Source organism: Paragemmobacter kunshanensis (genome assembly GCF_011059185.1).
Lineage (GTDB): Bacteria > Pseudomonadota > Alphaproteobacteria > Rhodobacterales > Rhodobacteraceae > Paragemmobacter > Paragemmobacter kunshanensis.
This window is the reverse complement of sequence record NZ_JAALFE010000019.1, coordinates 1-13,582: the sequence shown is the minus strand read 5'-3', so window position 1 is coordinate 13,582 and position 13,582 is coordinate 1. Positions and strand designations below refer to the sequence as shown.

The window sequence follows — 13,582 nt, the reverse complement described above, 5'->3', positions numbered from 1 at the left end:
GGATGTGACGCAAGGTCAGGCTGCACAAGCGGCTTGCGACAAGGCGAAAAATCTCTAACACTCGCCCCAACACGGCCCGGAGAGGCGCCCGCGCCCTTTCGGAATAACAACAAAAATCAGTGACCTTGGGGGGTCTGCATATGCCCGATGGGGCGGAACCTGTCCTCGATGTGCGGGGTCTCAAGACCGTTTTCAAGACGCGTGGCGGCGAGATACATGCCGTGAACTCCGTCAGTTTCCACCTGCGCCCCGGCGAGATGCTGGGCGTGGTGGGGGAAAGCGGATCGGGCAAGTCCGTCACCATGATGTCGCTGATCGGGCTTTTGCCTTCGCCCCCGGCCGAGGTGCGGGGGGGCGAGGTGCTGCTGGGCGGGCGGGACCTGCTGAAGCTGGCGCCGCGTGAGTTGCAGGCGGTGCGGGGCGCGAAGGTGGGCTTCGTGTTCCAGGACCCGATGACCAGCCTGAACCCGGTCTTTTCGGTGGGCAACCAGATCATGGAGCCGCTGATCAAGCATATGGGGATGACGAAGCGCCAGGCCGAGGATCGCGCGGCGGAACTGCTGGCGCTGGTGGGCATTCCGGATGCGCGGAAGCGGCTGAAAAGCTATCCGCACCAGTTTTCGGGCGGCATGCGCCAGCGGGTGATGATCGCCATCGCGCTGGCCTGCGACCCGGATGTGCTGATCGCGGATGAGCCGACCACGGCGCTGGATGTGACGATCCAGGCGCAGATCATCGAGCTGGTGAAGGAGTTGCGCCAGAAGCTGGGCATGGCGATTGTCTGGATCACCCATGACCTTGGGGTGATCGCGGGCATCGCGGACCGGGTGATGGTGATGTATGGCGGGCAGGTGGTGGAACAGGCCCCGGTGCGGGAGTTGTTCGCCAATCCGCAGCATCCCTATACGCGGGCGCTGTTGAAGACCGTGCCCTCGTTGACGGGGGAACGCGCGGCGCGGCTGGAGGTGATTCAGGGCCAGCCGCCGATCCTGTCGGGCGCGCCGGTGGCCTGCCCGTTCCGGGCGCGCTGCGCCCATGCCCATGATCGCTGCGAGGCGGAGAATCCGCAGCGGCGGGCCATCGACGGCCTGCCCGTCGGTCAGGGCCATGACGTGGCCTGCCACTGGAGCCCGGAGGTGCGCCATGGCTGATGGCGGATCACCCGGCGCCCTGCGCAAGCCGCTGGTCAGCGTGCGGGGATTGAAGATGCACTTCCCCATCTACGCGGGCATCCTGCGCCGCAAGGTGGGGGCGGTGAAGGCGGTGGATGGCGTGTCGTTCGACATCCTCGAGGGGGAAACCCTTGGACTTGTGGGCGAATCCGGCTGTGGCAAATCCACGGTGGGGCGTGCCCTGCTGCGGCTTTATGAACCGACCGCCGGTCAGGTGGTGATCGGGGGCGAGGATATCGCCAGCCTGCCGCCCGATGCGCTGCGCAGGAAGCGGCCCATGATGCAGATGGTGTTCCAGGACCCGCAGGCGAGCCTGAACCCCCGCATGACGGTGGCCGCGATCATCGGCGAGCCGCTGGACGAACATACCGACTGGGACGAGGACAAGAAGACCGCGCGGGTCTATGAACTGATGGATCAGGTGGGCCTGAACCGCCGCTTTGCCAACCGCTATCCGCATGAATTTTCCGGCGGGCAGCGGCAGCGGATCGGGATTGCCCGCGCGCTGGCGCTGAACCCGCGCTTCATCGTCTGCGACGAACCCATCGCGGCGCTGGACGTATCCATCCAGGCGCAGGTTGTGAACCTGCTGGAGGATCTGCAGGACAGGCTGGGGCTGACCTATCTTTTCATCAGCCATGACCTGTCCATGGTGCGCCATATCGCCGACCGGGTGGCGGTGATGTATCTGGGCCAGATCGCCGAACTTTCCCCGCGCGAGGCGCTTTATGCCCGCCCCCTGCATCCCTATGCCAGGGCGCTGCTGTCCGCCGTGCCCGAGGCCGACCCCACGCTGGAGGCGACGCGGCAGCGGATCATCCTGAAAGGCGACGTGCCGTCGCCCGCCAATCCGCCCAAGGGATGCAATTTCTGCACGCGCTGCCCGCAGGTGATGGCGGTCTGCCGCGATGTCGAACCGGAACTGGCCGAGGTGGAACCCGGGCGTTTTGTCGCCTGCCACCTGATGGCGATGGATACAGCCGGGGGGCATGCATCCCCCGGTGCCGAGGTGCGCGAGCACAACCAACAAGGAGAAGTGAAATGAAATTCAGAACCGCCCTTCTGGGCGCTGCGGCGGCCTTCGTGCTGGCGCCTGCGGCCCATGCCGAACGGGGCGCCGACGGCGAGGTAAAGATCTTCTATTACCAGGCCGTGTCGACGCTGAATGCCTATCTGTCCTCGGGGACGAAGGACGTCGAGGCCGGGTCGCTGGTGCTGGAGCCGCTGGCGGGCTTCGATCAGGACGGCCAGCTTTTCCCGCGTCTCGCGCAGGATATCCCCACGGTGGAGAATGGCGGCGTTGCGGCCGACCTCACCTCGATCACCTGGAAGCTGAAGGAAGGCCTCGTCTGGTCGGATGGCACGCCGGTGACCAGCGCCGATGTGAAATTCACCTATGAATACTGCACCGCCCCCGATGGCGGCTGTGCGCAGGGCGCGAAATACGAAGGCATCGCCTCGATCGAGACGCCCGATGACCTGACGGTGATCGTCAAGTTCGAAGGGCCGAAGCCCTATCCCTATCAGCCCTTCACCGGCGGCACCGCGCCGATCCTGCAGAAGGCGCAGTTCGAAGCCTGCCTTGGTGCTGCCGCGCAAAGCTGCGTGGAGCAGAACTCCAAGCCCATCGGCACCGGCCCCTTCATCGTCACCGATTTCAAGGTGAATGACGTGGTCACGCTGGAAGTGAACCCGAATTATCGCGACGCGGCCAAGCCCGCCTTCGGCAAGGTCACCATCAAGGGCGGCGGCGACGCGCTGGCGGCGGCCTCGGCGGTGATGGAGACGGGCGAATTCGACTATGCCTGGAACACCCAGATCAACCCCGATCAGCAAAAGCAGATGGAAGCGGGCGGCAAGGGCACCTTTGTGAACGCCTTCGGCACGCTGGTGGAGCGGATCGAGATCAACATGACCGACCCCTCGCCCGCCCTGCCGGAAGGCGAGCGGTCCACCGTCAAGCATCCGCATCCGATCTTCAGCGATCCGAATGTGCGCAAGGCGCTGTCGATGGCGATCGACCGTCAGGCGCTGGTGGATATCGGCTATGGCGGCGCGGGTCGCCCGACCTGCAACCTGGTGCCGGCCCCGGCCTATCAGGCCTCGGACAATACGGGCTGCCTGACGCAGGATGTCGAAGGGGCCAAGGCCCTGCTGGCCGAAGCCGGCTGGACCGACACCGATGGCGACGGGATCCTGGACAAGGACGGGAAGAAGTTCTCGATCCTCTATCAGACCTCGGTCAATGCGGTGCGGCAGGACTTCCAGGCGCTGATCAAGGGCTGGTGGAATGCCATCGGCATCGAAGTGGAACTGAAGTCGATCGACGCCTCGGTCTTCTTCGGCGGGGATGCGGCTTCGCCCGACACCTTCCAGAAGTTCTATGCCGACGTGGAAATGTACGCCAACAACTTCGACGGCACTGATGCCGAGCCCTACATGTCGCAATACCTTTGCGACAAGATCCCGGGCCCGGAAAACCAGTGGCAGGGCGAGAACATCAACCGCTTCTGCGATCCGGCCTATGACGCGCTGGTGAAGGAGCTGTCCACCACCTCGGGCATCGAGGCGCGGGGCGAGCTGGTGAAGAAGCTGAACGACATGCTGACCAAGGACAGCAATGTCGTCATCCCGCTGGTGGATCGCGGCCGTTTCTCGGCCAAGTCCAACACGCTGGACGGCTTCGTGATGAACTCGTGGGATACCGAGCTGTGGAACGTCCAGGACTGGACCCGCGCGAAGTGATCTGAACGACAAGGGGCGCGCGCGGCGGCATCCGCCAGCCGCGCGCGCCCGCCTGTTTCCAGCCACCCCCTGTTCGGGACGCCCATGCTGACATTCACGCTTCGGCGGTTGCTGACCGCCATACCGACCCTGCTGCTGATCAGCCTGGTGATCTTTCTGCTGGTCGATCTGGCCCCGGGAAGCCCGCTTTCGGATGTGCCGCTGACCGTGCCGCCGGATGTGCGCCAGAAGATGCTGGAGGCGATGGGGGCGGATCAGCCGGTGATGGTGCGCTATTTCCTGTGGCTGAAGCAGTTCTTCTGGATCGAGCCGCTTTACGGCATCGACGCCCTTCTGGGCACGGATTTCGCGCAAGGCGCGCAGCGGATCATCAGCTGGCAATCCAAGGTGCCGGTGTTCCAGATCATCGGCGAACGCCTGCCCCAGACGCTGACGGTGGTGGGGACGGCCTATCTGATCGGGGTGCTGATCGCGCTGCCCATCGGCATCTATTCCGCCTATCGCCAGTATTCCTGGTTCGATCAGGCCGGCACCTTCTTTGCCATGGCGGGCTTTTCGGTTCCCACCTTCTTTACCGGCAACCTGCTGATCCTGATCTTCGCGGTGAACCTTGGCTGGTTCCCGACGATCTATGACACCAACCTTGAGGTGGTGGACTGGGCCAGTTTCACCAAGATGCTGGCGCAGATGGCCCTGCCCGTGACGGTGCTGGCGCTGTTCAACGCGGCCGAGATCAGCCGCTATACCCGGTCTTCGGTGCTGGAGAATCTGGGGCAGGATTACGTGCGCACCGCGCGGGCCAAGGGGATGGGCGAGCAGAAGGTGGTGCTGAAGCATGTGCTGCGCAATTCGCTGATCCCCGTGGTGACGGTGGTGGCGCTGGGTCTGCCCACGGTTTTCGGCGGGGCCATCGTGACCGAGCAGATCTTCAAGATCAACGGGATCGGCGCGGCGCTGATCGGGGCGATCAACGTGTCGGACCTGCCCACCGTGCAGACCGTGACCTTCATCTTCGCGGTGCTGATCGTGATGTTCAACCTGATTGCCGACATCCTTTACGGCATCCTTGACCCGAGGATCCGCTATGACTGAGACCGCCGTGCAGATAGAAAAGGTGCGTGGCCCCTGGGGCGATGTCTGGGCGCAGTTCCGCAAGCACAAGGGCGCGATGACGGCGCTGTTCCTGCTGGGGGGGCTGGCGGTGTTCTGTCTGATCGGGCCGCTGGTCTGGCGGATCGACCCGAACTTCATCGAAAGCGACACGGTGAAAATGTTCAAGATGCGCAATCAGGGGCCGAGCCTGGCGCATCCGCTGGGGACCGATCAGCTGGGCCGCGACATGCTGGCGCGGATGATGTTCGGGGGGCGCATCTCGCTGGCCGTGGGGACGGTGGCGATGCTGGTGGCCATCTTCATCGGCACGACAGTAGGGGTGATGGCAGGCTTCTTCCGGCGGATCGACGGGCTTCTGATGCGGCTGACCGACCTCTTCCTTGCGCTGCCGCTGCTGCCCCTGCTGCTGGTGATGATCTTCCTGTTCCGCGACACGGTGGCGGGCATCCTTGGCCCGCGGCTGGGGACCTTCCTGCTGATCGTCATGGCCATCGGGCTGACAAGCTGGATGCAGGCGGCGCGGGTGGTGCGGGGCGAGGTGCTGGCGCTGAAGGAACGCGAATTCGTGCTGGCGGCGCGGTCGATCGGCACGCCATCGCGGCGGATCATCACGCGGCATATCCTGCCCAACGTGCTGTCGCCCGTTCTTGTGGCGGCGACGCTGGGGATCGCCGCGGCGATCATCACGGAATCGGTGCTGTCCTTCCTGGGCCTCGGCTTTCCGCCGGATTTCCCGACCTGGGGGCGGCTCTTGTATGACGGGATCGCCGAGATCCGGACCTATCCGGAGCGCGTGATCTGGCCGGGGCTGGCGATTTCGCTGACGGTGCTGAGCGTGAACTATATCGGCGACGGTCTGCGCGACGCACTGGATCCGCGCATCCGCGGGCGCTGAGGCGCCCGCGCCCGGGGGGGGCGATTTTTCTGCGAAAAATCGGGGGGGGGCTGTGGCCCCCCCTGCCCTTTGGAAGGCCGTCAGTCGAAATGGGTGCGGATGCGGCGGACCATCAGCCAGACCGCCAGCAGGACCAGCGGGGTCAAGAGTGCCATCAGCGCGCCGTGTGACAGATGCGCCTTGTGCGCCAGCGGTTCCAGCGCATAGGCGGCCAGGTTCACCGCATAATAGCTGATGGCAACGGTCGAGAGCCCCTCGACCGTGCGCTGCAGGCGCAGTTGCAGATCGGCGCGCTTGTCCATGCTTTCCAGCAGTTTCTGGTTCTGCGCGCTGCGTTCCACATCGACCCGCGTGCGCAAGAGTTCCGCCGCGCGTTCGGCCCGTTCGGCCATGCTGCGCAGCCGCGCCTCGGCCGATTTCACCGTGCGCATGGCGGGATCGTAGCGGCGCATCATGAATTCTGCAAAGGTCTGGCGACCCTGGATGCGGGCCTCGCGCATCACCTCGATCCGCTGGGAGACGATGGCCTCATAGGCCGCGGTCGCGCCGAAGCGGAAGGAGAACTGCACGGCAAGGCTTTCCAGTTCCGACGAGATCGTCAGCAATTCGTGCAAAGCCGCCTCGGGCGAGCGTTCGGTCGTATCCAGCGCCGAAACCAGCGCCATCAGCTGCGGGTCGAGCGTGTTGAGCCGCGCGGTCAGCTGGCGCGCGCGCATCAGACCCAGCATCGACATGGCGCGATAGGTTTCCACCTCGCAGAGGCGCTGCACGATGCGGCCCACGCGGCGCGAGCCGGTGCCGGGGCGCACGAAGACGGCAAAGCGCATGTGGCCCGCCGGATCTATCCGGAAATCCCCCGCGACGATGGCCGCGCCATCGACCACCCGGCTGAGCGCGAGGCTTTCGGGAACGAACCAGTCTTCCAGCTTGTCCAGCACCGCGGCTTCGTCCTCGGGCATTTCCTCGACCCGGATCAGCACCGAGCAGATCCGCTTGCCCGGCGCATCGGCGAGCCAGTCTTCGGGGAAAACCTCGGCCTCGGCCGGATCGAAGGGGCGGGCGGAAAGGCCGGGGCCGAAGGCGGAATAGGTGACGAACTCGGTATGGCTTTCCCATTTCAGGTCATGCCGCCCGATGGGGCCGGAGAAATGGGTGGCGTCGGGCTGCGGATGGGCCGAGGCGTGGCGGTCAAGCAGCGCCAGAAGATGCGCGCGGTCGCGGGCGCGGTCGCGGTTGGCGGCATCGACCGGTTCCTTGAAGGCCATGTAGACGGCGTGGCACGGCACCTCGAGCGAGGGGAAGGGCCGCGCGTGCAACTCGTTCACGAGGGCATAGCGAAGGGGATGGTCTGCGATGGTGGCCATGGTCGTCCTGCCTGTCTTTCCCGCGAGGTAGGGCGCGGAAGGCTGCGCTTCCAGTGAAATGGCGGGATACGCGGGTATGCAAGGGCGCTGTTGCAGAAAAGCCCGCAGGATGGGCGGCGGGCGGGCGGGATGCCAAGGATGCGGTCGGGCATGAAAAGGCCCCGGTCCTGCGACCGGGGCCTTTCCCTGGGGCGCGGCCTTGGGGTTTGGCGCTTTGCGCCCTCCCCCCGTCAGTCGATCATCGGCAGAAGCTGGTCGATCGACTTCTTCGCATCGCCATAGAACATCCGCGTATTCTCTTTGTAGAAAAGCGGGTTCTCGATCCCCGAATAGCCCGTGCCTTGGCCCCGCTTGGAGACAAACACCTGCTTGGCCTTCCAGCATTCCAGCACCGGCATCCCGGCGATGGGGCTGTTGGGGTCTTCCTGTGCCGCCGGGTTCACGATGTCGTTCGAGCCGATCACGATGGCGACGTCGGTTTCGGGGAAGTCCTCGTTGATCTCGTCCATCTCCAGCACGATGTCGTAAGGCACCTTCGCCTCGGCCAGCAGCACGTTCATGTGGCCGGGAAGGCGGCCCGCGACGGGGTGGATGGCGAAGCGGACGTTCTTGCCCTTGGCACGGAGTTTCCGCGTCAGTTCCGACACCGATTGCTGCGCCTGCGCCACCGCCATGCCGTAGCCGGGGATGATGATGACCGAATCCGCATCGTTCAGCGCCGCCGCCACGCCATCGGCGTCGATGGCGATCTGTTCGCCCGTCACCTCCATCGCGGGCCCCGTCGTGCCGCCGAAGCCGCCGAGGATCACGGAAATGAACGACCGGTTCATCGCCTTGCACATGATGTAGGAGAGGATCGCCCCGGAGGAGCCCACCAGCGCGCCGACCACGATCAAGAGGTCATTCGACAGCGAAAAGCCGATCGCCGCCGCCGCCCAGCCGGAATAGCTGTTCAGCATCGACACGACGACGGGCATATCCGCCCCGCCGATCCCCATGATCAGGTGATAGCCGATGAAAAGCGCTGCCAGCGTCATGACCAGCAGCGCCAGCGTGGAGCCCGACTGGAGATAGACGAAGAGCAGCACAAGCGAGATGATCGCCGCGCCCGCGTTCAGCGCATGGCCACCCGGCAGCTTCTTGGCCTTGCCGTCCACCTTTCCGGCCAGCTTGCCGAAGGCGATGACAGAGCCGGTGAAGGTGACCGCCCCGATGAAGACGCCGAGGAAGGTTTCGACCCGCAGGATCGCCACTTCAACGGCCGTCTTCTCCGCCACCTTGGCGGCAAAGCCCGTCAGTGCCTGACGCGCGGCCTCGTCCATGCCTGCGATGCTGGTCAGTTCGATATGGGTGTTGAAGCCGATGAAGACAGCCGCAAGGCCGACGAGGGAGTGCATCGCCGCCACAAGCTGCGGCATCTCGGTCATCTGGACGCGCTGCGCCACATACCAGCCGATCGCGCCGCCCACGGCGACCATGATCAGCGACACAAGCCAGTTGCCCGCGCCGGGGCCGTAAAGCGTGGCCGCCACGGCCAGCGCCATGCCGACGATGCCATACCAGACGGCCCGCTTGGCGCTTTCCTGCCCAGAAAGCCCCCCCAGTGACTGGATGAAGAGAACTGCCGCAACGACATAGGCGGCGGTGGTGAATCCGTATTCCATCGCGCGCTACTCCTTACGACTTCTGGAACATGGCGAGCATGCGCCGGGTGACCATGAAGCCACCGAAGATGTTGATCCCCGCCATGAAGACCGACAGCGCGGCAAGGATGACCACAAGCCAGTTGCCCGACCCGATCTGCATCAGCGCGCCAAGGATGATGATCGACGAAATCGCGTTCGTCACCGCCATGAGCGGCGTGTGCAGGCTGTGCGAGACGTTCCAGATCACCTGAACGCCGACATAGACCGACAGCACGAAGACGATGAAATGCGACATGAAGCTTGCCGGGGCATAGAGGCCCGCCGCAAGGATCAGACCGCCGCCCACTACCAGCATCGCCACCTGATCGCGGGTCTGCTTCTTGAAGGCCGCCGTCTCTGCCGCGCGCTTTTCCTCGGGCGTCAGTTCCTTGGCCTTTTCCTTGGGCTTCGCGGCCGCGATGGCCGCGATCTTGGGCGGCGGCGGCGGATAGGTGACTGCCCCCTGATGCGCCACGGTGGCGCCGCGGATCACGTCATCTTCCATGTTGTGGTTGATGACGCCGTCCTTGGCCGGTGTCAGGTCCGTCAGCATGTGGCGGATATTGGTGGCGTAAAGCGTCGATGCCTGCGCCGCCATGCGCGACGGGAAATCGGTATACCCCACGATGGTGACACCGTTTTCGGTGACGATCTTCTGGTCGGGAACCGTCAGGTCGCAGTTGCCGCCGCGTTCGGCGGCAAGGTCCACGATGACGGAGCCGGGCTTCATCATCTTGACCATGTCCTCGGTCCAGAGCTTCGGCGCGGGCCGGCCGGGGATCAGGGCGGTGGTGATGACGATGTCCATCTCGGGCGCAAGCTCACGGAACTTCGCAAGCTGCTTTTCGCGGAATTCGGGGGAGGACGGGGCCGCATAACCCCCGGTCGCCGCGCCATCCTGCGTCTGTTCGAATTCGAGGAAGACGAAATTCGCCCCCATCGATTCGATCTGCTCGGCCACTTCGGGGCGCACGTCGAAGGCATGCACGATCGCGCCCAAGGAGACAGAGGTGCCGATGGCGGCAAGGCCCGCGACGCCCGCCCCCACGATCAGCACCTTGGCCGGGGGCACCTTGCCCGCTGCCGTCACCTGCCCGGTGAAGAAGCGGCCGAAATTGTTCCCGGCCTCGATCACCGCGCGATAGCCCGCGATATTCGCCATCGACGACAGCGCATCCATCTTCTGCGCGCGGCTGATCCGGGGGACCATGTCCATGGCGACGACCGTCGCGCCCTGATCGGCCACCTGCTTCAGAAGCGCCTCGTTCTGGGCGGGCCAGAAGAAGCTGATCAGGGTCTGGCCCTGCTTCAGAAGCGCGGCCTCGGCCGCCTCGGGGCCGCGCACCTTGACCACCACATCCGCGGCGGCAAAGACGGCCTTGGCATCCGGCAGAACCTCGGCCCCGGCGGCGGCATAGGCGGCATCCGAAAAGCCCGCCTTCGCCCCCGCGCCCGATTCGATCACGCAACCATGGCCCAGCTTTGCCAGCGCCTGCACGGAATCGGGCGTCATCGCCACCCGGTTCTCGCCTTCGAAAATTTCCCTCGGTGCCCCGATCTTCACGCTTTCTCCCCCGATTTACGCTGCGGGTGCAGCATCTTTCTGTTTCCGCAAACGCAGATATCACTACGCAAGATTATTTCAAACAAATACCGTCATTCTTTGCGACAATTGCCCACACCCCCGGCGCCCCTGTCACAGCCAGCGCCGCACATGCGAGGACCATCGGTCGAATTCGGCCCCGAACCCGGCGCGGAGGCGGGCTTCCTCGGCCCGGATGAACCTTTCGCGGATCATGATCTGGAACAGGGGCACCAGCGGTAGGGCCAGCGGCACGTCAAGCCAGAGGATCGCCGCCAGCAGGATACCCGCATCGGCAAGGTAGATGGGATTGCGCGACAGCCGGAACACGCCATGGGTGACAAGCGCCGCGGGCTGGCGATGCGGGATGACGGTGGTGCGCGCCTGCGCCATGGCAAGGACAGCCCCCCCGGCGAGCGCCAGCGCCACCACCAGCAGCACCGCCGCCGCGACATCGCCCAGAGGCCCGAAGAGCGGCAGCGGCAGCGCCCGGCCGATCAGCCAGACAAGGCCCAGAAAGCCGATCAGCCAGAGCGGTGGCAGGTCGATGATCTTCGGCACGTCAGCATTCCTTCCCCGGCCCGGATCCCCAGCCCCGTCCCCGGCTGTTTCCCGGCCCCTTCCCGGCCCGGACCTTTCTTTCCGCACCGGCCGGGAATGGCAAGATGCCTTGCATCCGTTTTCGACGCTTTCCACGCCGTTTCCGCCCTTTTGGCCGGGCTGCCGCCCCCTTCCCGCCCGCGGCGGGCGGCGCGGCACGGCTTGTCACCCGCGCGCGGACACGGCATGGATGGGACAGTGCAGGGAGAGACAGCATGACCACCGACTTCACCGCCACCCGCAAGGCCTTTGATATCCCTGCGGGGCTGATCTATCTGGACGGCAATTCGCTGGGCCCCCTGCCCCGGGCGGCGGCGGCGCGCGTGGCGCGCTGCGTGACCGAGGAATGGGGCGGGATGCTGATCACCGGCTGGAACCGCGCCGGATGGATGGACCAGCCCGCGCGAATCGGTGATCGCATCGCCCGCCTGATCGGGGCGGAGCCCGGCACGGTGGTGATGGGGGACACGCTGTCGATCAAGGTCTATCAGGCGCTGGCCTCGGCCCTTGAGATGAATCCCGGGCGGCGGGTGATCCTGTCGGATACCGGCAATTTCCCCTCGGATCTCTATATGGCCGACGGCTTGGTGCGGACCCTTGGCAATGGCTACAGCCTGCGCACGGTGGCCCCGGAAGAGGTGCTGGAGGCCATCGACGAAACCGTGGCGGTGACCATGATCACGGAAGTGGATTATCGCACGGGCCGCCGCCATGACATGGCGGCGATCACCGAAAAGGCCCATGCGATGGGGGCGCTGGCGGTCTGGGATCTGGCCCATTCGGCCGGGGCGCTGCCGGTGGATCTGGCTGGCGTTGGCGCGGATTTCGCGGTGGGCTGCACCTACAAGTACCTCAATTCCGGCCCCGGCGGCCCGGCCTTCATCTATGTGGCCCCCCGCCATGCCGAAGCCGCGCGCCCGGCGCTTTCGGGCTGGCTGGGGCATGAGGCGCCCTTCGCCTTTGACCTGGCCTATCGCCCCGGTCGCGGCATCGAACGGATGCGCGTGGGCACGCCGCCGGTGCTGCAACTGGCCGCGCTGGAGGCGGCGATGGATATCTGGGACGGGGTCGACATGGCCGATCTGCGGGCGCGGTCGCTGGCGCTGACCGACCGTTTCATCGCGGGGGTGGAGGCCGCCTGCCCGATGCTGACCCTTGCCACCCCGCGCGACCACGCGCAGCGCGGAAGCCAGGTCAGTTTCCGCCATGCGGAGGGCTATGCCATCATGCAGGCGCTGATCGCGGCAGGCGTGATCGGCGATTTCCGCGCGCCCGATATCCTGCGCTTCGGCTTCACGCCGCTTTACATCGGCCTTGACGAGGTTGATCGCGCGGTAGGGATCCTGGCGGGCATCATGGCCAGCGGAAGCTGGGACCGGCCCGAGTTCAAGACGCGCGCGAAGGTCACCTGACAATGCCACGAATTTTCTGCGAAAATTCCGGCATTGTGCGCTCCGCCTGCAAGGCGGGCGCACCCAGATTTTTCGCAGAAAAATCGTCCCTTCCGCCGGTCTGCCGCCCGGGCGGCTGGGTCGCCATCTGGCGGCGGATGGGCCAGCTTTCGGTGCTGGATGGAAAGGGCGCCGCTTCCTCCTGATCCCCCCTTTCACGCGATGGAGCAAGCCCATGACCGATACAGCCTTTGATCCCGCCCGCGACGGTGCGCAGATGTCCTTTGACGGGCGCATGTCCTATGGCGATTACCTGCAGATCGACCGCATCCTTTCCGCCCAGCACTGCCTGACCGGCGCGCATGACGAATTGCTGTTCATCATCCAGCACCAGACATCGGAACTGTGGATGCGGCTTGCCCTGCACGAGATCGACGCCGCGCGCCGGATGATCGCCGCCGATCAGGCGCGCGAGGCGTTCAAGATGCTGGCCCGCGTGGCGCGGATCTTCGAGCAGCTCAATTCCGCCTGGGATGTGCTGCGCACCATGACGCCCTCGGACTATTCGCGCTTCCGCGACGATCTGGGGCAGTCCTCGGGCTTTCAAAGCTGGCAATACCGGCTGATCGAATATGCCGTGGGCAACCGCAACGCGGCCATGCTGCGGCCCCATGCGCACCGCCCCGACATCCTGGCCCGGCTGGAGGCGGAACTGGCGCGGCCCAGCCTGTACGATGTGGCGCTGGCCCATGTCGCGCGCCTTGGCCTGCCGGTGCCCGAGGCGGTGCTGGCACGCGACATGCGGCAGCCCTGGCAGGCCGATGACGGGGTGCGCGCGATGTGGGAAGGCGTCTATCGCGATCCGGCCCGGCATTGGGAGGCCTATGAACCGACATTCCCCAAGTGGCCTGCCGCTTGACTTCAAGATCGCCTGATTTTGCTCGCTGGGCAAGCGTTCTTCGCCCCGAGCGGTGTCTGTCGTCGCGCAAACGGCCGAAGTCGGGTGGATCAAGCCTCGAACCCGCAGCATTCTGG

General features: G+C 65.5%; 10 protein-coding genes and 1 pseudogene. 7 read left to right on the top strand and 4 right to left on the bottom strand.

Annotated features, from left to right (window positions below; translation table 11 throughout):
- The first annotated feature begins 140 nt into the window (after window positions 1-140).
- From G5V65_RS16735 to G5V65_RS16715, 5 genes are all read left to right on the top strand, one after another.
- Complete coding sequence (locus G5V65_RS16735; protein WP_165052309.1) at window positions 141-1,151, top strand: ABC transporter ATP-binding protein; 1,011 nt, start codon at window positions 141-143, stop codon at window positions 1,149-1,151.
- A complete protein-coding gene (locus G5V65_RS16730; protein ID WP_165052307.1) occupies window positions 1,144-2,217 on the top strand; it encodes an ABC transporter ATP-binding protein in 1,074 nt (357 codons plus the stop codon). Before G5V65_RS16735 ends, G5V65_RS16730 begins: the two co-directional genes overlap by 8 nt.
- A complete protein-coding gene (locus G5V65_RS16725) occupies window positions 2,214-3,917 on the top strand; it encodes a peptide ABC transporter substrate-binding protein (RefSeq protein ID WP_165052304.1) in 1,704 nt (567 codons plus the stop codon). Before G5V65_RS16730 ends, G5V65_RS16725 begins: the two co-directional genes overlap by 4 nt.
- Before the next feature lie 84 nt (window positions 3,918-4,001).
- Window positions 4,002-5,009 (top strand): ABC transporter permease, encoded by a 1,008-nt coding sequence (locus G5V65_RS16720; RefSeq protein ID WP_165052302.1) that lies wholly within the window; start codon window positions 4,002-4,004, stop codon window positions 5,007-5,009.
- The gene (locus G5V65_RS16715; RefSeq protein ID WP_165052300.1) at window positions 5,002-5,925 is read left to right on the top strand and encodes an ABC transporter permease; all 924 of its coding nucleotides are present in this window, start codon (window positions 5,002-5,004) and stop codon (window positions 5,923-5,925) included. Before G5V65_RS16720 ends, G5V65_RS16715 begins: the two co-directional genes overlap by 8 nt.
- A gap of 80 nt (window positions 5,926-6,005) precedes the next feature.
- Here G5V65_RS16715 and G5V65_RS16710 read toward each other — a convergent pair whose 3' ends face one another.
- The 4 genes from G5V65_RS16710 to G5V65_RS16695 form a co-directional block, all read right to left on the bottom strand.
- Window positions 6,006-7,289, bottom strand: coding sequence for a DUF3422 family protein (locus tag G5V65_RS16710; protein WP_165052298.1), 1,284 nt, complete (start codon window positions 7,287-7,289; stop codon window positions 6,006-6,008).
- 230 nt (window positions 7,290-7,519) lie between these two features.
- Window positions 7,520-8,953 carry an NAD(P)(+) transhydrogenase (Re/Si-specific) subunit beta gene (locus G5V65_RS16705; protein ID WP_165052296.1) on the bottom strand — a complete coding sequence of 478 codons (1,434 nt, stop codon included), beginning with the start codon at window positions 8,951-8,953 and terminating at the stop codon, window positions 7,520-7,522.
- A 13-nt stretch (window positions 8,954-8,966) separates the two neighbouring features.
- Window positions 8,967-10,538 carry a Re/Si-specific NAD(P)(+) transhydrogenase subunit alpha gene (locus tag G5V65_RS16700; protein WP_165052293.1) on the bottom strand — a complete coding sequence of 524 codons (1,572 nt, stop codon included), beginning with the start codon at window positions 10,536-10,538 and terminating at the stop codon, window positions 8,967-8,969.
- 132 nt (window positions 10,539-10,670) lie between these two features.
- Window positions 10,671-11,117 (bottom strand): isoprenylcysteine carboxylmethyltransferase family protein, encoded by a 447-nt coding sequence (locus G5V65_RS16695; RefSeq protein WP_165052291.1) that lies wholly within the window; start codon window positions 11,115-11,117, stop codon window positions 10,671-10,673.
- 254 nt (window positions 11,118-11,371) lie between these two features.
- On the opposite strand from G5V65_RS16695, the gene kynU reads away from it, so the two are divergent.
- Window positions 11,372-12,568 (top strand): kynureninase, encoded by a 1,197-nt coding sequence (gene kynU / locus G5V65_RS16690; RefSeq protein ID WP_165052288.1) that lies wholly within the window; start codon window positions 11,372-11,374, stop codon window positions 12,566-12,568.
- A gap of 214 nt (window positions 12,569-12,782) precedes the next feature.
- Window positions 12,783-13,436, top strand: a pseudogene (locus G5V65_RS16685) (tryptophan 2,3-dioxygenase); the annotation flags it as partial.
- Window positions 13,437-13,582: the final 146 nt, after the last annotated feature.

Bases quoted from the DNA above. Each gene is read 5' to 3' on its own strand.
- G5V65_RS16730 (WP_165052307.1), top strand. From the start codon at position 1,144: ATGGCTGATGGCGGATCACCCGGCGCCCTGCGCAAGCCGCTGGTCAGC.
- G5V65_RS16715 (WP_165052300.1), top strand. From the start codon at position 5,002: ATGACTGAGACCGCCGTGCAGATAGAAAAGGTGCGTGGCCCCTGGGGC.
- G5V65_RS16735 (WP_165052309.1), top strand. From the start codon at position 141: ATGCCCGATGGGGCGGAACCTGTCCTCGATGTGCGGGGTCTCAAGACC.
- G5V65_RS16705 (WP_165052296.1), bottom strand. From the start codon at position 8,953: ATGGAATACGGATTCACCACCGCCGCCTATGTCGTTGCGGCAGTTCTC.
- G5V65_RS16710 (WP_165052298.1), bottom strand. From the start codon at position 7,289: ATGGCCACCATCGCAGACCATCCCCTTCGCTATGCCCTCGTGAACGAG.
- kynU (WP_165052288.1), top strand. From the start codon at position 11,372: ATGACCACCGACTTCACCGCCACCCGCAAGGCCTTTGATATCCCTGCG.
- G5V65_RS16720 (WP_165052302.1), top strand. From the start codon at position 4,002: ATGCTGACATTCACGCTTCGGCGGTTGCTGACCGCCATACCGACCCTG.
- G5V65_RS16725 (WP_165052304.1), top strand. From the start codon at position 2,214: ATGAAATTCAGAACCGCCCTTCTGGGCGCTGCGGCGGCCTTCGTGCTG.